The following is a 19109-nucleotide window of genomic DNA, read 5'->3' on the forward strand; positions in this document are numbered from 1 at the left end:
CCGTCTGTCTTCGTGAGCCGGCTGCGCCGGCTCCCACCGGCGAGCGGGCAAGCCCGCTCGAAAGCGAATCATGAAGTTTTCCAATCGCTTACGCGATTGACTCGTATCCTCAGCAAACATCGGCGCCGCTGACGCGGCTCCCCTACTGGTTGCGGCCGGGCCGCTGACGCGACCCGATTTCACAATCTCCGCTTGTGCCGCTCCACAAGTAAAGGTTGTGGTCAAGATCGCTATCATACCCACCACTCTATCATGTTTCCTGTTGTCCTACAACACTTTTCAATTTTAGGCGGACCCCCTTACGGGGGTCCGGGGCCTGCCCCTCCGGCTTGCCCTTACCCCCTCATTCTAACGGTGACCACCGACAACTTTTCCACCACAAACCCCCACTGCGCCAACACAATCCGACCACAACCACCCCTCACCCCAACCCCGTGCCGGATGGGGTTGGGGTTGAGAGGATGAATACATCTGTCGGTCGAAACTCGTAACGTCATCACCCATGAACACGACACCGATACTTCACACAGCTCACCAGGCTCTCTCCGGTATTGATCCCGCTGACCTGGACAACACCGCCCGAATCGCGCTTGCGGCGGCCGCCGCGCAGATCGCCACAGCAGACGCCATAGCGGTCGCCGCTCAAGCCATTTGCGACATCGCCGAATACGCCGGCGGCAACTACAACACGGCCGTGAGCCTGGCCAACGAGACCGAAAATCTCGTGAAAGCCGTCAAGCAGCTCCAACCATAGGCCGGGGTCACCAGCCGTCCCCCCAACCGTTGGCGACGACGATGCGTTCGATGCTGTCGACCAGGCGCTTGCGGGTGGTCTGGTCGCTGCTTTTGGTCTTGGCGAGGGCGGTCAGGGCGGCGCTGATTTGCGGGTCGTGGGCGGTGGCCTGCCAGCGGGTGGCGAACTCGGTGCAGTGCGTGCGGATGGTGCCGGCCAGGCGGTCACGGACGCGCAGGCTGGGGCCGTCGCCGAGCTTGAGGTCGTGGAAGTGCAACTCGTTGCGGACCTCCAGGTAGGCGGCCTCGTCGATGCGGGAGCCGATGAACTGCACGTCCATATTGATGATGACGAAGCCGAGCTGTTTGGCCATCCAGAACAATGAGGGGTGGGCGCGCCGGCAGACCAACACCGGCAGCACCGGCACGTCGGGATTGGCCTGCTGGACCATCACACCCTTGCCGAGCAGCTGGAACGGTTCGTGCGCGGTCGGATAGAGCCACTGGCGCACGTTTTTGACCTCGAACAGCAGCGTCACCGCCGGCCCTGGGATGCCGCGTGCGTTGAGGGGCACGAGGTAGCCCGCGCTGTCGAGGGGGCCAGGCAGGTCCACCCCGAGCACACTGGCCACCCCAGCGGCGCCCTGGGCGGCCGGAATGAGCGCCCCTGAGGCAAGGATGCCGCCGCGGGTCGCGGCTTCTCCTGCCGGGCCGATCAGCCCGTGCGGGTAACGCTCAGTACCGGTAGCCCACCCCAGGTATCGGCCCCACAGCAGCCGCTTGCGCCCGGCGGCGCGGTCGATGCGATCAGAGCGGCCTGTGCGGTCGACCGGCTCCAGCGTGGCGACCGTGTGTTTGCCGCGGGTGGTGCGATAGACCCATTCCAGCTCGCCGCGCTCGTCGACCAGGAAGCGGATCGCGTTGGTGACATGGTGAGCGTCGATATTGTCCCCCGAGCCCTGCCAAAAACCCTCGGTGATGCGGCTTTCGACCTCACGGCGCACCACCGCGTGCTCCACAGCGAGGATCTCGCGGATGCGGTCAACCGCGCGGGCCTCATACTGCGCCGGGGTCGCCACCCCAGAATTATCCCTGCGGGTCGACCGCGTCGAACTGGTCGAAAATCTGAAGGTATCCATACACCTTCAGGTGAAGTCGCGGGCGGTTCTACAGGACACCCGCCGCGGACGGCGCGCCGTTCCGTTTCACCGCATCCCAGTAGCCCTATATAGAAGTTAAGGGGGGCCCCGTCCACGGGTTCATAATTTGTGTACACAGTGTGTACACAAATCGGGTTGTTGCGTCACAGCTGTCTGCTGGCCGCGGCGCGCACGTGAGCAGGAACTTCGGCTGGTAGCCGGGAGAATCCTGGCCGGCGGTGGCGCCAGCTCGGCGACAGCAAGCGACGCACCTCCTCGGGGTGTAACCCGATGAAGTGCAAGGCGATATCGAGCTGGCGGGCGCCCTGGTGGTCGACGTCGACCGCTAGGGCCGCCAGCGTCGCTGCGCTCGCCAATGGGCCGTCGCCGCGCACATAGGCCGCGATAGCGACCAACACCAGCGCCTCGGCCCGCCAGGGCGCAGGAAGCACCCGCGTCAGCAGCGTCCACAATTCCTCAGCCGGGCCGGCGCGCTCCGCATCCGACACCGTTGCCGCGATCAGAGCGTCCCGGACTTTCGGCTTGAGCAGGCTCGCCCCGATAGCGGCCAACTCGGCATCGTGGAGCGTCTCTCCCGCGGCGAGGCGATGTGCCGCGCGGCGGGAAGCGCGAACAGCGCGCCGCCACCCACGGGCAGCAGCGGCTTGGGTGAGCAGGGGGCGCAGCTTGGCGACACGGTTGGGGTGGGACTCGACGACAGCGGCCAGTTCTTGGCGGCTGCGGTACTGCCGGCGGCCAAAACTCACCGCGTCGGGGGCCATTGCACACTGCGCCGGATCTCCCAGGACGCCGGTCTCTTCACGGCGTCCGACGCTGCGCCAGCGACCGCCGGCCGCGAGCCGATCAACGACATACGCACCCGCCAGCGGCAGTCCAGCGCGGAATAACTCTCCTGACACCGCCTCGACGATCTGGCCCACGTCGAACGAACGCGGCTCAGCCGAAAGCACTACCGCAACGACACCATCACCGCCACTACGCGTCGCCATCGCTGCCAGATGCGCGACCGCTGGCTGTTTGCCCTCCAGGTCGATGCGCAGCAACTCCGACAACACGCCGCGCCGCATGATCGCCAAGAACAGCGAACCGTCCTCGGGCGGAAAGCCCAGCACCGGAACGAAACTCTCGATCAACTCAGACACCGACACCCAGCGCGACCCTCTCGATCAGGGATTCAAGGCCGGCCCCAACCGGCCTGCCCACATAATCAGGTGCCATCGTAACGCCCCTGACACGGCAAGCCTACGGTTCCCGCGCAGCCAAAACCACTCCCCATCAGTGCTTTCTGTATATCTGTATATACAGAACGTCGTGCACTTACACACACAGATTGCCGTAATTACGGCTTTGCACAAACGCACTTGTATGTAAGTACGTCTGTGTGTCCGTCTGTGGAGTTACACTCACACAATGATTTACAGCTTTGTGAACCAGAAGGGCGGCGTCGGAAAGACGACCCTGGCGGTCAACGTCGCCGCCGAACGCGCACGGCGCGGCCGGAAAGTGTTACTGGTCGATGCCGACCCGCAGGGCTCTGCGCTGGACTGGCAAGCGCAACGAGGGCATATCGGGCACCCGCCGCTGGTGGTGGTGGTCGGGTTCCCGCGTGACACCATCCACCGCGAGATCGACCAGCTCGGCGACGGCTACGACGACATCGTGATCGACGCGCCGGGGCGCATCGAGTCCGTCGCCCGTGCGGTCATCATGGCCTCCGACGTCGTGGTCATCCCGGTGCAACCCAGCCCCTATGACGTGTGGGCCAGCGCTGATGTGCTCGCCCTGCTCGAACAATCGCAGGTCTACAAACCTGACCTGATCGCGGCATGGGTGATCAACCGCCGCATCGTCAACACCGGAATCGGCCGCGACATCAAGACCCAACTCACCGACTACAGCCCCACACTCCTAGACGCCACCGTCGCGCAGCGGGTCATCTTCTCCGAGGCCGCCAGCCGAGGCCTCGCCGTCCATGAGGCCGACCCCGGCGGCGTCGCCGACACCGAAATCCGCGAAGTCAGCACCGAACTGGAGGAACTCGTCAATGGCCGATAAACGACCCGGTATGGCCCCACGCCGGCCCAGCAGCGCTGAGCTGCCCGGCGAAGCCGACCAGTGGGTACACAGCGGCAACGACACCACCCCCGCCGCCGCCGGGCCGGTGGCGCCGGCCCCGGCGCCACCGGCTCCGGCTGTCACCGCACCCCAACGCGAGGCCACCCGCCGACTCACCCTCGACGTCCCCGCAAGCCTGCACTTCGCCATGAAAATGCGAGCCACCGCCACCGGCGTCGCCATGGTCGACGAAATCACCCCACTCCTGCACGCCCACTACGCTGCCGACATGGAGCGTTACCGCCGTGACTAGCTTCCTCGCGAGGTTGCACGAGGAACCAGGACGTTTGATCTATGCCAGTTTCAGGCACTCACTGGTCGGCGATATTTTGCGTCGCGCACGAGATGGCGCTCTCGACCGTGATTGGCGTGAACGGTTTACGACTTATCACCCGGTGCTGCTTAAAGCCAACGCTGACACAGTCGCCCTAATTCACCATGAGATGGCGGAACTGCCTGAGCAGCCGTGGGAACCTTACGCTGCGGCCGGGGATTGGCGTGAGGCGCTAGATGCCTGGTACAGCGATACTTTGGCGTTGGAGACGTCTTACGAACATGCGATCCTGGCAGGACGCCCGCGCCCACCTGCTGAGCCTGAGTCAGGGCACGACTGGTTAGCCTCCTACGCCGCTGGCCAGCCAAAGCAGGCCGCCGACGACAGCCGCACCCGACAGAACCTGCTACGCAATCGGGACGGCTTCGGTGCGTCATACCGGGCCGGCCTGGCCGCCGGTGGCGTAGACGTCGATTGGGAAGGCTGGTACTGGCAGCGCGTCAAGCTCTGGGACGACCTCGGCGACGAAGGGCTCCGGGTCGACTCCCGGCGCAACCGCCTTCTATGTGTAGAGCATCTTCCGCCCTACTGGCTTCATGCCAGTCCCTAGCTCAACGAGTTTCCCTGCTCCACTTGATGTTTCATGGTTGGTGGCGGTACGCCTCGATATCGTCGATGTTGGCTAGTAGGTCAGCTCGGCTGAGATATCGGTGGTCGCTGTGCAGGCCTGGAACCCCCACGTAATCGACCTTGTAGATCAGGCCATCGTGGACTTCCAGATCGCCGGCGCCTGTGTCGGTGTAGTTGATCCCGACCTCGATCACGGTGCGATCAAACCAGTCCATGTCGAACCTGGGCGGCTTGTAAAGCGAGGGTTGCCAACCGTATTCGTCGGTGCTGTCGACGGTTCCTCGGTAAGCGCGGAAGTGTAGGTTCCAGCCGCGCTCGGTGAGGATCTGCTCGAGTTCGGGGTCCATTGGGTCGATGATCCAGTGCGTTCGGGTTTCGTTTTCGTAGCTGAGGTTGCCGACCTTGTGCTGCGTTTCCCAGTGGTCCAAGATGTCGGCGGGATGTACAAGCTCCGGCCCGTCGTCGAGGTGAACGATTTCGATGGTGCCGTCTGGGTGACCTAGCCGTATCGGAGAACAGACCAATTCGGTGAGGATTTCTTGGCTGTCTTCGCCGGGGTTTTCGGCAGCGTAGTTGGTGGCGGCGTTGCGGTAGTCCCAGACGGGGATGGCGGGCAACCACTGACCCGTGTCGTTAATTTGCCGATCCCGGCGTGTAATGCGGGCCTTGCGCCGTGCGGTTTTGGCGGCCCGGCGCTGGGCCTGTCCTCGCTTACTGCTCATCGGTTTTCCCTTTCAATCTTCCTCGGATCACGACACCATCTCGACGGTCCAACACGAGTCGCACACCACCGATTGCAGCGGTAATTCGCGGCGTTCAAACCCAGGTTGTCCGCACATCACGCACTCACCGGAGGTGGCCAACCAACTCGGCTCAGCGGGCCGCCTACGGGCCTCTGGCGTGTCCGTGGCGCGCTGCTGCGGCCCATCGGGACGTGCGTGCAGCCATGCAGCGATTGCGGCTTTCAGCGAGGCAGTGGGGTGCTCGCGTTGGGCTCGCCTGGCTGCGGTGATGACTGCGCGTTGAGGATCTGGGCTGCCTCCGAACATGCGCGTGATCGCGTCGACCATTGCGCTGCGGTCGGCGGCGCTGGTGATCGCCGCGATACGTTGGTAGGACCGCTGGTGCTCGGCGGTCTGCTGCCGTTGTTGGTCGGCGCTGGCGGCCTGGTCCCAGGCTCGTTGCAGCGGGACCAGCCGAGGGCCGGCACCGACCAGATTTTGGGTCAGCCGCCACCGCGCCAGCCGCAGCGGCCGTTGCACGACCGGCGGTGTCGGCGCGTTGAGCACCGTGAGCAGATCGCTTGCTCGCCAGCCACGAGCCAATTTGTCGCGGATCGCTCGGCCAAGCTGCCAACGGAGCGGCCTGGGCAGCGTTTGGAAGGGTTCGGCCATGTTCGCCAGCACCGCCCGCAGTTCCTGGGAATCGACCTTGACCCCGATCGGTCGAGTCGGGGCCAGTTTCCGGGTCTGCGTCTGGGGGGTAGGGGGGTAAAGATTTTGGTTTATATAAGGACGCGGGCCAGAAAAGGGGACGACGACGCGGCCAGCGCCGTCGCGAGCGAGTTCGGTGACCCCGTCAAGCAGCCGGGGATGCACGGTGATTGTGGCGTTGGTAGCACGGCCCTGGGCCGGTGTGTAGCGGATGATTTCCACTCGGTCGAGCGCGGCCAGTGCGCGGCCGATGGTGCGCTTGTGGTGCTGTGAGGGGCACAGGGCGACTAGGTGAGCTAGGCGCACTTGGTCGTCGCAGATTCGTTTCCAGCCGGGCAGCAAGGCGATCACAGCGCCGAGTGTTTCGCGCACCGCCCCTGACACTCCTGCGGTCGCGCCGGCGGAGTGCAGCCGGCGCGACACTAGTGCGGCGTCGGCATGACTCACCCTCGGGCGCAGCGCCGGCGCGCCGCAAGCCTGAGGCTGCGGCGACCGCTCGGGAGATGGCGCGGGCTGGCGCAGCACCGGCCCGCGAAACGCTCGATCGCCGCGCCGTTCCGCTGCCGTGGCGGATGTTGGCGCAGTCTTGGCGCACCGGTGGACAGGGGGAGCCGCGGGGCGCGGTGGTACCCCAGAAATAAACGTGTGGTCACGGTTTTGCGCGTTGCGTGGTTTCTGAAACAGCAATGCGCTACCGTGAGAACTGCCTAGCAAGCAGATCCCTTTCGGTGGTGCGAAAGCACCTAGACAAGCCCTCGGTAGCCGCCGGGGGCCTTTGTCGTTCTAGGGGTGCTTCCGCGCTATTCAGATGTCATGTCTTGCCCGTCACGCGGGCGCGTCTCAGGCGCTCTGGGGGGTCACCTCCTGGCCGAGTTCGAGGACCAGCTCGGGGTATCCGGCGGCGATGGCCATGATGTCGGCGACAACCTGCGAGACAGTGCTGTTGTTGTCAGCGGCGACCTTTTGCGTCCACTCCTGAACCGGCCGCGGTAACCGGGTGTACAACCCAGAGCGGGCGCTTAGCGGTGGTGGCGCATCAGTTGGGCGAGCTGGCAGCGACGACGTAGCAGGAAGCGCTTTCAGCCTGATTTCGAGGACCAGCTCGGGGTATCCGGCGGCCTCTGCCATGACGTCGGCGACAACCTGGGAGACGGTGCTGTTGTTGTCAGCGGCGACCTTTTGCGTCCATTCCTGAACCGGCCGCGGTAACCGGCGAAGAATCACCCGGACGCGATCACCTTTCGGCGGGCGCCCTCGGGGGCGTACGTGCGGCGTCATAGGGGCCATGATTGTGGCGGTGGCAGAAAAAATTGCCCGACACGCCGTCAAAAGCAGAGGCAATTTTTTCCGAATTTTGCGACCTGCGGGACGACAAGTAACCGATAACGATTTGATAACTAATCTTCGCCGCAAATTGAGGTGAGCCGACTCTGAGCTGGATGTATGTGCTCGCGTACTCACATGCTCACACGTGTACATACACAGATGCCCAGATTTGAAGGTGCAAAAGGACGTGCGTAAATGCGGTGGTGCGCAGTTTCGTGCGCATGTTTGCGTGTCAACGCTTGACCAGGGGGATACGATCGGATCGACGAGCCCTCTGACGAGAATGAATCCGATCGCGGACCCCCTTTGCGTTAGTGAAAGAGTTTGCCCGTCAACATCTCTCCCCGGATGGCCGAGCCGCAAAAAGAGGACTTGAGCTGCGGCGATAAGGCCCGAACTGTCAACACAACAGGAACGGACCTACCCGCCGTTCGCCGTCAACGTTGTCAGGACTGTTGTCGCCGCTGGTAGCGCCAGATGCGGTGATCCGGCCCCTGAATCTCAGCGAGCGCCAGGCCTTTCGCGTGTCCGCGTGACCTGGGAGAATCGACGCCATGGACGCCACACCGACCGGCAGTAGTGACACACCGTTACAGCGGGCAGCCGCCCTGGCGGCGCACGCGGCCCGCCGGGCGGCTCCCGCCAGGATTCAACCGCCCACGGTGCCCAACGGCAGGTCGCCGCTGGACGCGGCACTCGGCGGCGCACTCGCGGCGATCAACAACACAGTGACGAGCGCCGAAGCTGCCGATATTGCCGCCGCTGATCAGCAGCAGGCGGTGCTAGCCGATCTGGCGCGCCGCGAACAGGAGGACCACTTGTGAGCACCGACAAGCTCGATGTCAGCACCGAACAGCTGACGAAGTACGCGACTCAATCCACCAATATGGCGGCGCAGCGCGCTGCAATTCCGCCGCTGGTAACACCACCCGCCGCGGCGATGTCACCGTTGGATGCGGCGTTGGGGGCGTTGGCCGAAGAGATTCGCGGAGCGGTGAGCGCCGCTGAAACCGCCGACAACGCAGCGGTGACCAAGCAGGCCGCGGCGCTGAGTGAGGCGACCCCGGTATTCGTGCAGCAGGACCAGCAAAACGCTAACGACACGATCGTCGCTGGCGCCCCACTGAAGGCAATGAAGTATCCGACGTTGCACGCTGCGCCACCTGCGCCAGGGGTGCGCAGTGTCTGACCTCGCGCCGCCCGATCGACCAACACAGGTTGCTGCTCCGCCAGGCATGCGGCCGGTCTATCCAGCATTCCCTCCGGGGGCGTATCCACCGCCCGGCCCACCCCGCCGGCGATGGCCGTCCCTCGCAGCCGCCGCAGCAGTCGGTGCGGTTGTCGCCGCCACGCTCGCATCGGTGATCGCCACACAGCTCGCCACCGAGCGCGCCGAATCGTCGAGGAGTGCGCCAACCACCGTCACAATGACGGCCACCCCGACACCACCGCCCTCACCGGCGCCGCTGCCGACCGCCCAAGCAGACCGCCAAACCTGCAACGCCTGGCTGGCCGCCGGCAAGCACGTCGACGCTGCGTCCACCGCTTTGGAAACCTTGCCGAAGGGGATGAAAATCATGGACCCGCAAGTCCGTGGCACCGCAGAGTTTTCAGCGCTAGTTCGGAAAGCAGCCAGCGAGTACAACCAGGCTGGAGACACTCTGGCCGGTGGTATTACGCCGGGAACCACTGCCATCCTCAGCCAGGCGGCCACTACAGCGGTGGCCGCGCTCCATGCCGTATCTACGGGTGACGCGACGTACGACGTTGCTAACGGAAATACATTCCAAACGTGGAAAGAAGCGGCTGGGACCGTGAATGTGTTGTGTGAGCGGTTGGCGCCGCGATGAGTTTCGGTGCCGATGTTCCGATGCCCATGACTGAGCATTCCGGTTTCATTTTGGCGGGTGCGTGGCCGGGATCGAGTGAGATGGCCTGGGGCGGTTTGGAGATGGAGTTGAAGTCGCGGGGGCGGGCGATCGCCGGCCAGTACGACACGCAATTAGAGATCCGGCAGGGCGTCCAACACATGTCCGGCCCCTTCATCGACGGCGCCGGGATTCCGCTTGCCAGCAAGCGCGAAACCACGTTGCAGGAATCCGCAAAAACGGATCACACGTGTTCGAGTGTGGCCGAAAGTGCCCGACTCGCACTCACGCAAGCCAAAAACGACATGGTCGACATCGTGCAGCAGGCCGAAAAAGACATCACGGCCAAGCGTCAAAAGGCTGCGACCGCGAAGGCGGAGCTCCGGGCGATGGCCACACCGTTGACGGCGGCGGCAGTCGAAGCAAAGTGTCAGGCCATCGACGCCCAGCTCGAGGTCGACGAACACACCATCGAGGTCGTAGCTAACCTCAGCGCGAAGGCCGTCAACACCACGTCGGCCGCCGAAGTTGCCGGATACGGGTCGCGAGTCACAGACCTCACACTGACCTACCCCGCCAGCACCGGTACCGGATCATCCTCATCAGCAGCGACCCCGATGTCGGCCGGCGGCCTGGGCAGCGCGCCCGCTCCCGCAGCACCGGCTCCTGCCGTGCCGGTTTCTGGCGGCGAGGGCGGCGTTCAGAGCGTTGGATACGACGTCGGAGACAGTGGCGAAACAAATACGACTGAGTTAGCGGCGAATAACAGCCAAAACGGAGTAAACGCAGGCAGCGGAACCCGGAACACACCGCACATTGAGCCGGCGTCGGCGGTGACGAACGACGCGGGGACGCCTGCTTCGGGTGCGTCGCAGGGTGCGAGTGGTGGTTCGGTGTTGGGGAAGATGATGTCGCCGTTGTCGTCGCTGGGTAGTGGTGGGTCGGCGGCGGGTGGTGGCTCTCCGTTGTCGTCGATGTCGTCGATGGGTAGCGGACTTGGGAACTTTGGTAACGCGGGTGGTGCGAGTCCTGCGGGGGCACAGCCGGCGTCGATGCTGAATCCGGGTGCTGCCGCTATGCCTGGCGCGGGTCTTGGCACCGGTGCCGGTACTGGTGCGGGTGCCGGTGCCGGCGGGGGATCTGGTTTGGCGGGTCTGGGTGCGGGTGCGGCGGAGACGTCGGCGAAGTTGGCGGCGGGCGCAGTGAACAGTGTGTCCAATGGTCTTGGCGCGGTGGCGAATGCGGGCAGTCAGGTTGCGCAGAATGTTGCGCCGGTCGCGGCACAGTTGGCGGCGCAGACCGCGCCGGTGAATCCGGCTGCGGCCACGTCGCCGGCGTCGATGGGCGGTATGGGTGGTGCGCCGCCGATGGGGATGATGCCGCCGGGTGGTTCGATGGGCGGTGCCCCACCTGTCTCGCCGGTCAGCGGTGGGGGTTCGGGTCTGACGCCGCCCCCGGCGCCGGCCGCGCCACCGGCTGGCGGTGGCGGGCCGTCAACGCCGTCGATCCAGGGTGGGTCGCCGGGGGCGCAGTTCGCGCCGGTGGGCCTGCCGCAGCAGCACCATCCGGGCATCCGCGGGGTCGACGCCGGCGGCGCGTCGGGGGCGGTGCTGATAGATCGCGCAATGGCGGCCGGCGCTGATGTGATCACGGCGCTGTTGGCGCAGACCACGTTGGCCGGTCATATCGGGATCGACTACGCGGTGTCGCTGATCTATGAGCGCACCGGCGGGGTGACGGCGTGGCTGGCGACCAGTGAAGGCGCGTCTTACGTCCCGATGGGGGTGCGGATTCCGCAAGACGTGAAGCTGGCGATCAACGATCGGATCCTGGGGACGCAGTTGCGGGCGGCTACGGCGGAAGCCGGTGGCGCGAACCCGCTGCAGGTGATTGTTGAGCACGCCAAGGCCCGCGAAATGGCCGGTGTCGGCACTCATGTGTTGGCGATCGCGTCGTCGATCAAAATGGCCAACCAGATGGAGTGGGCCCACGAGGTGTCGGCTCAGCCGGTAGAAGTCCTGGCCGCGAAGTTCGCCACGTTCGAAGGGGCGTCGGCGGCGGCGGCCAACATCGGTCACACCCATCATCGGTGCGAAATCTCTATGCCGTGGGAGTGGCAGCAGGCCAACAGTTTTGATAATCAGGGCCGGTTGCGGATCGCCGCGAAATACATGCACCTGGCGATGAGTGCGGGAGGTCTCAACGGCGCGGCTAGTGAGGAGGTGCTGCGCCTGTTTGAGATGCGTGCGCCGATCAGCGACGAGTTGTGGGGCAAGGTTCAGCAGGAGCGTCTGATGGCGCTCGTCGAGTACGACACCGCGAAAAGCCGGATCAGCTACGGCGCTCCAGGGTTGGCGCGCCTGCTGGCCAAGGCCCGCGCCGCCGAGGTGATGGAAAGCCTTCGGCACTACGACACCGCCGAGGGCTTCGCGGACCTGTTGTACGCGACGCGGCTGGCTGGTGCACCGCTGAGCCCCGCCGACGCCGCTGTAGCGGCCTAAACGCGCGCCTGGCGCAGTTCTTAGAAATTCGTTACCGGGTGCGGTGTCGGGAAATCGGGGGTCCGGCACGCATAAGAGGACGTGGCCGACCATCACGCAACGGGCCTCTGTGTTGACGCGCACCTGAACAGGTGGGCGCGATGGGTGCTGGCGTGGTCGCCGGCTGTGCTGCTGCGGTGGTGTCGACGCCACCCGGTCGTGATGGTGCTGCTGGTGGCGGGGTTCGGCCTGGTGGTGTGCGGCGCGGCGGTGGCGGGTGCTGATGACGGGACCGGATCGAGCACCGGTGGTGGCGATGTCGTGATTTCGTGGATGGGGATCAAGGATTCGGCGGGGGTGCCGGTCGCCAAGTACACCCTGACCCTCAACCAGGGCGGCTGGGACGATCCGATCCACACGGCGTGGGCGACGCTGGTATCCCTGGCGTACGAAATCTATTTGTGTGTCACGACTTTCGGCCTGTGGCTGATCAAGTTCGTTCTGGGTTTCGAGTGGCTCAACTTGTTCACGGGGCCGTTTGCGGCGATCGGCCGCGGTGTTGATGACGCGATGAACGAGTTCGGTCTTGCGCCGATGACGTTGGCGGTGTTGGCGATCGTCGCGGTCGCCACGGTGCTGGCTGGGCGCATCGCCAAGGCGGTGTCGAATCTGGCGATGGGTCTGCTGATGGTCGGCATCGCGGGCACGATTTTCGCGCATCCGCTGGCCGAGCTGGTCGGCCAGGACGGCGTGCTGGCCAAGGGCCGCGATACCGGTTTGCAGATCGGTGCGCTGTTGGAGGGCGGCCACAAGATCAACGTCGATGACATGGTGTCGCAGCTGGCGGACCGGTTCCTGCGTCAACCAACGCAGATGATCAATTTCGGGGAGGTCAGTGATTCGGTGTCGCGTACCTGCCGCGACGCCTGGACCAAGGGTGTCACGGCGGGCCACGATGACAAGCTCAAAGACGACATCGCCGGATGCGACAAGGTGAAAGGACCGGCGATGCACCAGAAGTCGATGGGCAATCCGGCTGCGGCGTTTGTCCCGGTCTGGATGTGCACGGTGTTGTCGGTGATCTTGGTCGGGTTCGCCGGCTATTTCGTGTGGCATGTGGTGCGCTCGGCGGTGCAGGCCATGTTGTATGCGTCGCTGGCTCCGCCGGCGTTTGCGATCGGTGTCATCCCCGGTGGGACGCAGACGTTCGCGTGGAAAACGCTGCTGGACTGCGTGATGGCGTTCACCGCGATGGTCATCTACACCGCCGCCTTGGGCGGCTACAAGGTGATCCTCGATGAGGTGTTCAAGGAGCACAACGCCTATAAGGCAATCTTTTTGACGGCGTTGGTGTTGGTGTTCGGGTTCGCGTTCTTCGCGCCGCTGCGCCGCGTTCTGGACCGCAGCCGCGACACGGTAGCGGCCCGCCTGTCGGGCACAACCGCGGGCGGCGCCGGCCGCGGCTGGGTGCGCAATGCGGCGTCGACGCGCGCCAAGGTGGCGGTGGCTCGCCAATTCGGGTGGGGCAACGACCGCGACGACCCCGATACCGACGATTCACGCCCGCCTGCGCGTATCGACTCTGAATCCGACTCGCGGGCAGGCGGTTACGGCTCGCCTCGGGTGGTGAAGGTGCCTGGCCAGGTGACGGTCACGATGGTCAGTGGCCCCCACAGCGGCGGGTATGTCGGGGGTTCTGCGCCGGGTGGGCGCGAGAACGGGACGGCGGCAACAGCGAGCACCGAGCCGGGCACGGAGGTGTCCACCTCGGGCCGTAACCGTGAGCGGTTGGCGGAGGCGATCCGGCTGGCCCGCGCCGCCCGCCGGGGTGGCCGGGAAACCGGTGGCGGCGCGGATCGCCGTCACGCGCTGAACGAGGCAGCCTAGAACGGCTCTGGTTGTTGGGCGCGTTGGCGGTCGATGTGGGCGATGGCTTTGTTGAGTTCTTCTTCGCTGGGTGGGTTGTGTACGCGGGCAGCGGTTTCGGCGTCGAGGTGGTAGACCCCGGGGATGGGTCCGTGGGCGAAGTGTTCGCGGACGGCGTTGAGTTGCCAGTCGCCCTTAGCGGGGTCACCCAAGCGTTGTCGTTGGGCGTCGTGGAGCTGTTGGCGGGCGCCGGCTTCGTCGGGTGCGGTGACGTCCCAGTCGGCGCCGGGGTAGCGGGCGGTCCAGGTGCCGTCAGGGTTGTGGGTGAGCAGGGGCAGGAACACGAACGATGTGCCGGTGGTGCGCAGCAGCTCGTCGTAGTCGTCTTGGGTTTCGATGGTCATGCCGGGGTTCCTGTCAGATTTTTGCGTCGCCGGTCTGCTGGTCGGGTCGCTGGGCGTCGATGTCGTTGAGGAGTTGTTCGAGTGCTGTTTCGGGGTCGGGGCTGTTGTCGACGCGGGTGTTTTGTTCTCGGGTGAGTTCGTAGACGCCGGGGATGGGTCCGTGGGTGAGGTGTTCGCGGATGGCGGTGTCTTGCCACGTGCTGTTGTCGGGGTTGCCGAGGCGTGCGAGGGCCGCGATGTGCAGCTGGTTGCGGGCGTCGTCTGCGCTGGTGCCGGCGGCGGACCAGTCGGCGCCGGGGTAGCGCGCAATCCAGGTTTTCTCGTCGCGTTGTTCGATGACGGGGCGAAAGACGAACGCCGACCCGGTGGTGTAGAGGTGTGTGCTGATGTCAGCGTCCATGGGTGGTCACCATCCTCCTGTTTTGTCCCACTGCGACCAGTAGGTTTTGTATAACCCGTTGCCGTAGAGGTGTTCGCATTGAAAGCCGAAGCCCAAGTTGGTATCTGGGGTGCACCAGATGATGTATCCGGCCGGGGCAAGGTGAATTGAGTTGGCGTGGGTGGCCTCAAAAATGTCGGGGCCTGGTCCGCGGTAGCGCCGGGCGGCGTCGTGATCTTCGGTGGTGTAAGTGGCGGCGTGTTCGGTGAAGCGCTGCGAATACGATTGGAAGTCAACAGTTTTCGCAGTCAATGGTGGTTCAGTGTGGGATAGGGCGGCGGCGATGCCGACGGCGGTGGGGTAGCCCATGGGTCCGTGGGTGGCCGCGACGCGCTGCACTTCGGCGGTTGCCTGGGGGGAGAGCTGGCCGGTGCGGGCGGCGAGGTCGGTGTAGCGCTGGGCGGTGCGCAGCAGATCGGCAGGGTTGACGTTGAGCTGTGCCACGGTCGGACCCTTTCTGTGAGCGTTACTCCCGATGATTTTCCTCCTGCCGAGGAGCCGTGGCCAACGCAATTTCATGCGGCACCAACCAATCCGGTGGATCGCTGGGGTCGGTAGGCGTCGACGAGTTTGCGGATGGCGCGCTGGGATCGGCGCTCGACGGCGCTGCTGGTGGCGTGCAAGGTGTGCGCGGCGTCAGCGGGTGTGCCGGGGCCGGCCAGGTAGAGCGCGGTCAGGGTCTGGTGTTCCAGGGCGGTGATGACGCCCTGGTGAAAGGCGTGCTTGAGGAGCTGGGCCGCTCGTCGAGCGCACGGGTCGGGATCGGGGGGTTCGAGGTGGTCGAACACCGGGGCGTGCGGCTCGACAGGAACGGCCTCCTGGTGGGCGCCGACAGCGGCGTGCAGGCAGCGCAGCACATGAGCGGCTATGGAGCGGCCGGTGAGGGTGTCTGGCTCGGCAGCGGTGCGCAGAAGCGTGAAAAACGCCGTCAGGGTGTCGGCCTCGGCGTCCTCGCCCCCGCCGAGGTGGCCGGCGATGTTGCGCAGCTGATCGCGGACCAGCACGGCCGCTATGAGCAGCGCGTGCGGATCACCGGCCTGGGCGTAGCGCGCCAGCGCGGGCACGGCGTCGCCGCGATGGGCGTCGATCGCGTCCGGGCAGCTCGGCGGACGGGCCTGCACGGACCGGGCCAACCGGACTGCGCAGGTGGCATCGGCGCGATGAGGGCTGGTGATCAGGGCATAAGCACGGAGGGTAAGTGCGTCGAGAGCGTCCATAACAGTGCCTATCTATCAACTAAAAATTGATAATAGATAAAGATAAACTTGATGTGATGATGGCGCAACTGGCGGGTAGGCTGTCAATTTGTGTTTGATGATCTGCCGGCGGATGAGCTGGCGGCTGCCTCGGCGCAGACTGCGGAGGCGGGTTTGGCGGCGGCCCGGTTAGTGGCGGCGAAGCGGTTGTCGGCAGGACCGGCCTCGGGGGTGGGTCGGCCGGCGGCGTTGGTCACGTTGTTGATGGCCCGTGATCAGGCGGATCCGCGCTGGGAGCGGTTGTGGCCCTATGAGCAGGCGTGGTCATTGTTGGTGCTGCGTATCGCGGCACCGGTGATGGACCCGGTCAGCGCAGTCGCAGATGCGCGGCGGCGTGGGGTCACCTGGGCCGGTATCGCGGCCGGACTGGGCACCAGCGCCCAAGCCGCTCAGCAGCGGTTCGGTTCCCGGCTCGGGCCGTGATTCGAGGGCGGGTGTTGTAACGTCGGGTGTGGAAAACGTGCTCACAGGATGGGTCGTTGTTACAGCAAGCGCCTCGGCCGTAGGGGTCGGGGCGTTTTGCTTTGGACTGTTGTCCGAGGTGTCGCCTCAAACGGGGTAGGGTTCTGGTGTCTTGGTGAAGAGCCAAGAAAGTGAAGCCGGGAGCCAGCACGTTTTGCGTGGTCGCCCGGCTTTTGCGCTTCTCGGCGGATGGCGGTGTGGTCGCCGACCCCGGCTTGGTGATGCTGCGCGCCACCGATGACCCGCGGTTCGAGCTGCTTAGCGCACCTATGAGCAGATCGGCGCAGTCCTGGGAGCCACCGCCTCGTCAGCGTGCAACCGCTTCGGCGGGTAAGACCGCGGCTCAGACGTTAGTGGCACCCCGCGCGATGCCGGAGGGGGGGCGAAAGTGAGCGCGCGGGATGCCGACTGAGACGGTACCGCCGGCCTGTGACAACTGCCTGGTCGTCAACGCCTGCTGAGGTTGGCTAGCCGCCGTCGTCGGTGGTGAGTCTTTCGAGCAGTTCGACGATGTGCTGTTGGCCGGCTGCTGCGGCGTCGAGCTTGCCGCGCATTTCGATGAATCCGTCGTTGACGTGGCCGCGCAGGTCGGTGAGGTCTTCGCGCAGCGCGTTGAAGCTGGCGGTGGTGGCTCGGCGGAAGTCGCGTAGCTCGCCGCGGAACTCGGTGACGTCGCGGTCGGCCGCGCCGGCCAGGACGCGGGCCGCAGCAGCGTCCTGCTCGCTGGCGCGCACCCGCTCGGTGAGCTGGCCTACCTGGGTTTCCAGTGCGCTCACACGGTCTTCGAGGCTGTCGGGCATGGGCTGAGTTTACCGGGACGGTGGCAGGGCACAGCAGTCTTGGCTGGCCACCCTGAATCGCCCCGGGTTTGATGCACACCTGTTTACTGGTGTGCAGCCGCGGATTGGGCTGTGTTTGTAGCGTAGTAGATGGCCTCGTATTCGACCGGTGGGATGCGGCCCAGGCGGTGCATGAGCCGGTCGGTGTTGTACCAGTGCACCCAGTCGGCGGTGAGCATTTCGACGTCGGCCAACCGGTCCAGCGGGCCGCGCCGGAACGGTGAATCCGCCCGCACCGCTTCGGTCTTGTACAGCCCTATGGTCGTCTCCGCCAAGGCGTTATCGAAGGCGTCGCCGACCGTGCCGATGGACGGGACCAGCCCCGACAGCGATAGGGTTTCCCCGAACCGCACCGACGTATATTGCGAGCCCGCGTCTGAATGGTGAATGGTGTTGCCCAACAATGGATTACCTTCATTGGATCGGAGTTGCGCGGCGTGCCGGATGGCCTGGCGTACGAACCGGTCCTCCTTGCTGGCCGAGCAGGTCCAGCCCACGATCCGTCCCGCGTAGGCATCGATGGCGAACGCGGTGTAGACGAACGCCCCGAAAGCCAGTCGGACGTAGGTGAAATCGGCCACGAGCAACATGTTGGGAGCGGGCACCCGGAACTTGCGTTTCACCAGATCCGCAGCACGTGCCGCGGCTGGATCAGCGATCGTGGTGCGGACCTTCTTGTGGCGGGTGACCCCACGCCACCCGTTGGCCCGCATCAGGCGCTCCACGGTGCAGCGGGCCACGCCGATGCCCTGGCGTTGCAGGTGAGCCCACATCTTCGTGGCTCCGTACAACGACTCCGGCTTGCGTCGACCGTGCTCGTCGGGCTCGTAGTAGCCGGCCAGCACTTCGGTGATGACCGTGTCCCACAAGGCCCGGGCGGACAGGGGTCGGGCCAGCCAGGCGTAGAACGTTCTCGGGGCGATCTTGCAGCCATGCTCGGTGAGCACGCGGCAGATCGGAGCGACCCCGAACCGAGCACGATGCTCGGCGATGAACGCACAGATCAGCGGTGTCGCGGGTCGCTCTCCCGCACAAAGAAAGTTGTTGCCGCCCTTAAGATCTCGACGGTCTGCTCCAGCTCGGCGACTTTACGCTTGAGCTCCCGGTTCTCCCGGGTGGTGGCCGTAGTCACCCCGTCACGTTCACCGCCATCGATCTCGGCTTGACGGACCCACTTGCGCAGCGTCTCCGGGCCAACACCGATCCGAGTGGCGACTGCCCGGATGCAGCCGTACTCGCTGTCGTACTCCTCGCAATGGTCCACGACCAGACGGACAGCCTTGCTCTTCGTTGCTTCGTCGTACTTCTTCGGCATGATGCGCCTTACCTTCCCTCGAAAGAAGGTGTGCATCAAACACGGGGTGATTCACCCCTCACCCCGCCCGGCACGGGGTTGGGGTGAGGGGTGGTTTTGGGTCGGATTGTGTTGGCGCAGTGGGGGTTTTGTGGTGAAAAGTTGTCGGTGGTCATCGTTAGAATGAGGGGGTAGGGCAAGCCGGAGGGGCAGGCCCCGGACCCCCCGCAAGGGGGGTCCGCTTAAACCTGAAAAATGTTGTGAGACAACAGAAAAAACGCTAGAATGGAGGCTATGACAGCGACCCGTATTACAACTTTTGCTTGTGGAGCAGCACAAGTGGAGGTTGTGAAATCGGGTCGCGTCAGCGGCCCGGCCTGCACCGTCAGGGGAGCCGCGTCAGCGGCGCCGATGTTTGCTGATGATTCGATTCAATCGCGTAAGCGATTGTCACACTTGATGATTCGATTTCGAGCGGGCTTGCCCGCTCGCCGGTGGGAGCCGGCGCAGCCGGCTCACGAAGACAGACGG

The 19109-nt window shown here is 65.1% G+C and carries 21 protein-coding genes; 10 read left to right on the forward strand and 11 right to left on the reverse strand.

From position 1 onward, the window contains the following. Nucleotides 1–502 precede the first annotated feature (502 nt). Entirely contained in the window at nt 503–754 is a 252-nt protein-coding gene (locus CYU59_RS07680) for a hypothetical protein (protein ID WP_292981240.1), read from the forward strand. 7 nt (nt 755–761) lie between these two features. Here the strand turns inward: CYU59_RS07680 and CYU59_RS07685 are convergent, their stop codons facing one another. Beyond that, nucleotides 762–1811, reverse strand: coding sequence for a hypothetical protein (locus CYU59_RS07685; RefSeq protein ID WP_292981243.1), 1050 nt, complete (start codon nt 1809–1811; stop codon nt 762–764). Between the two features lie 224 nt (nt 1812–2035). Next, on the reverse strand, nt 2036–3040 hold the full coding sequence (locus CYU59_RS07690; protein WP_292981245.1) for a DUF4192 domain-containing protein: 1005 nt from the start codon (nt 3038–3040) through the stop codon (nt 2036–2038). A 262-nt stretch (nt 3041–3302) separates the two neighbouring features. Here CYU59_RS07690 and parA point away from each other — a divergent pair, with 262 nt between their 5' ends. From parA to CYU59_RS07705, 3 genes are read left to right on the forward strand one after another with little or no spacing between them, the layout of a single operon-like run. After that, on the forward strand, nt 3303–3947 hold the full coding sequence (gene parA, locus CYU59_RS07695) for a ParA family partition ATPase (protein ID WP_292981247.1): 645 nt from the start codon (nt 3303–3305) through the stop codon (nt 3945–3947). Then, nucleotides 3937–4260 (forward strand): hypothetical protein, encoded by a 324-nt coding sequence (locus CYU59_RS07700; RefSeq protein ID WP_292981249.1) that lies wholly within the window; start codon nt 3937–3939, stop codon nt 4258–4260. The genes parA and CYU59_RS07700 overlap by 11 nt, the downstream gene beginning before the upstream one ends. Then, complete coding sequence (locus CYU59_RS07705) at nt 4253–4891, forward strand: hypothetical protein (protein ID WP_292981251.1); 639 nt, start codon at nt 4253–4255, stop codon at nt 4889–4891. The genes CYU59_RS07700 and CYU59_RS07705 overlap by 8 nt, the downstream gene beginning before the upstream one ends. 31 nt (nt 4892–4922) lie before the next feature. Here the strand turns inward: CYU59_RS07705 and CYU59_RS07710 are convergent, their stop codons facing one another. The 3 genes from CYU59_RS07710 to CYU59_RS07720 all read right to left on the reverse strand — a co-directional run bounded on the left by CYU59_RS07710 (nt 4923) and on the right by CYU59_RS07720 (nt 7568). Continuing rightward, nucleotides 4923–5633 carry a hypothetical protein gene (locus CYU59_RS07710; protein ID WP_292981254.1) on the reverse strand — a complete coding sequence of 237 codons (711 nt, stop codon included), beginning with the start codon at nt 5631–5633 and terminating at the stop codon, nt 4923–4925. Nucleotides 5634–5660: 27 nt separating this feature from the next. Continuing rightward, entirely contained in the window at nt 5661–6716 is a 1056-nt protein-coding gene (locus tag CYU59_RS07715) for a hypothetical protein (RefSeq protein WP_292981256.1), read from the reverse strand. A gap of 468 nt (nt 6717–7184) precedes the next feature. Then, a complete protein-coding gene (locus CYU59_RS07720) occupies nt 7185–7568 on the reverse strand; it encodes a hypothetical protein (protein WP_292981259.1) in 384 nt (127 codons plus the stop codon). 656 nt (nt 7569–8224) lie between these two features. On the opposite strand from CYU59_RS07720, the gene CYU59_RS07725 reads away from it, so the two are divergent. From CYU59_RS07725 to CYU59_RS07745, 5 genes are all read left to right on the forward strand, one after another. After that, entirely contained in the window at nt 8225–8494 is a 270-nt protein-coding gene (locus CYU59_RS07725; protein ID WP_292981261.1) for a hypothetical protein, read from the forward strand. Next, nucleotides 8491–8859: a hypothetical protein gene (locus tag CYU59_RS07730; RefSeq protein WP_292981264.1), complete on the forward strand. Its 369-nt coding sequence runs from the start codon at nt 8491–8493 to the stop codon at nt 8857–8859. The genes CYU59_RS07725 and CYU59_RS07730 overlap by 4 nt, the downstream gene beginning before the upstream one ends. Before the next feature lie 172 nt (nt 8860–9031). Then, on the forward strand, nt 9032–9520 hold the full coding sequence (locus CYU59_RS07735) for a hypothetical protein (RefSeq protein WP_292981266.1): 489 nt from the start codon (nt 9032–9034) through the stop codon (nt 9518–9520). Nucleotides 9521–9546: 26 nt separating this feature from the next. Beyond that, a complete protein-coding gene (locus CYU59_RS07740; protein WP_292981269.1) occupies nt 9547–12039 on the forward strand; it encodes a hypothetical protein in 2493 nt (830 codons plus the stop codon). 144 nt (nt 12040–12183) lie between these two features. Next, complete coding sequence (locus CYU59_RS07745) at nt 12184–13905, forward strand: hypothetical protein (RefSeq protein WP_292981273.1); 1722 nt, start codon at nt 12184–12186, stop codon at nt 13903–13905. On the opposite strand, the gene CYU59_RS07750 is transcribed toward CYU59_RS07745, so the two are convergent. The 4 genes from CYU59_RS07750 to CYU59_RS07765 all read right to left on the reverse strand — a co-directional run bounded on the left by CYU59_RS07750 (nt 13902) and on the right by CYU59_RS07765 (nt 15944). Next, complete coding sequence (locus CYU59_RS07750) at nt 13902–14288, reverse strand: hypothetical protein (protein ID WP_292981276.1); 387 nt, start codon at nt 14286–14288, stop codon at nt 13902–13904. The genes CYU59_RS07745 and CYU59_RS07750 overlap by 4 nt on opposite strands. Before the next feature lie 13 nt (nt 14289–14301). Further along, on the reverse strand, nt 14302–14688 hold the full coding sequence (locus CYU59_RS07755) for a hypothetical protein (protein ID WP_292981278.1): 387 nt from the start codon (nt 14686–14688) through the stop codon (nt 14302–14304). Nucleotides 14689–14694: 6 nt separating this feature from the next. Continuing rightward, nucleotides 14695–15171, reverse strand: a complete 477-nt coding sequence (locus CYU59_RS07760; protein WP_292981282.1) for a type VII secretion target — start codon at nt 15169–15171, stop codon at nt 14695–14697. A 71-nt stretch (nt 15172–15242) separates the two neighbouring features. Next, nucleotides 15243–15944 carry a hypothetical protein gene (locus tag CYU59_RS07765; protein ID WP_292981285.1) on the reverse strand — a complete coding sequence of 234 codons (702 nt, stop codon included), beginning with the start codon at nt 15942–15944 and terminating at the stop codon, nt 15243–15245. Nucleotides 15945–16034: 90 nt separating this feature from the next. Here CYU59_RS07765 and CYU59_RS07770 point away from each other — a divergent pair, with 90 nt between their 5' ends. Further along, nucleotides 16035–16406 carry a hypothetical protein gene (locus CYU59_RS07770; RefSeq protein ID WP_292981288.1) on the forward strand — a complete coding sequence of 124 codons (372 nt, stop codon included), beginning with the start codon at nt 16035–16037 and terminating at the stop codon, nt 16404–16406. 506 nt (nt 16407–16912) lie between these two features. Here the strand turns inward: CYU59_RS07770 and CYU59_RS07775 are convergent. Together CYU59_RS07775 and CYU59_RS07780 are read right to left on the reverse strand one after the other, a co-directional pair. Continuing rightward, nucleotides 16913–17245: a hypothetical protein gene (locus tag CYU59_RS07775; protein WP_292981291.1), complete on the reverse strand. Its 333-nt coding sequence runs from the start codon at nt 17243–17245 to the stop codon at nt 16913–16915. An 83-nt stretch (nt 17246–17328) separates the two neighbouring features. Then, nucleotides 17329–18599 (reverse strand): IS3 family transposase gene (locus CYU59_RS07780; RefSeq protein WP_292981293.1). Its coding sequence is split into 2 segments (ribosomal slippage): nt 17329–18317 and nt 18317–18599, totalling 1272 coding nucleotides; the frame shifts between segments, so codons are not numbered across the junction. Nucleotides 18600–19109 lie beyond the last annotated feature (510 nt).

Source organism: Mycobacterium sp. (genome assembly GCF_002863225.1).
GTDB lineage: Bacteria > Actinomycetota > Actinomycetes > Mycobacteriales > Mycobacteriaceae > Mycobacterium.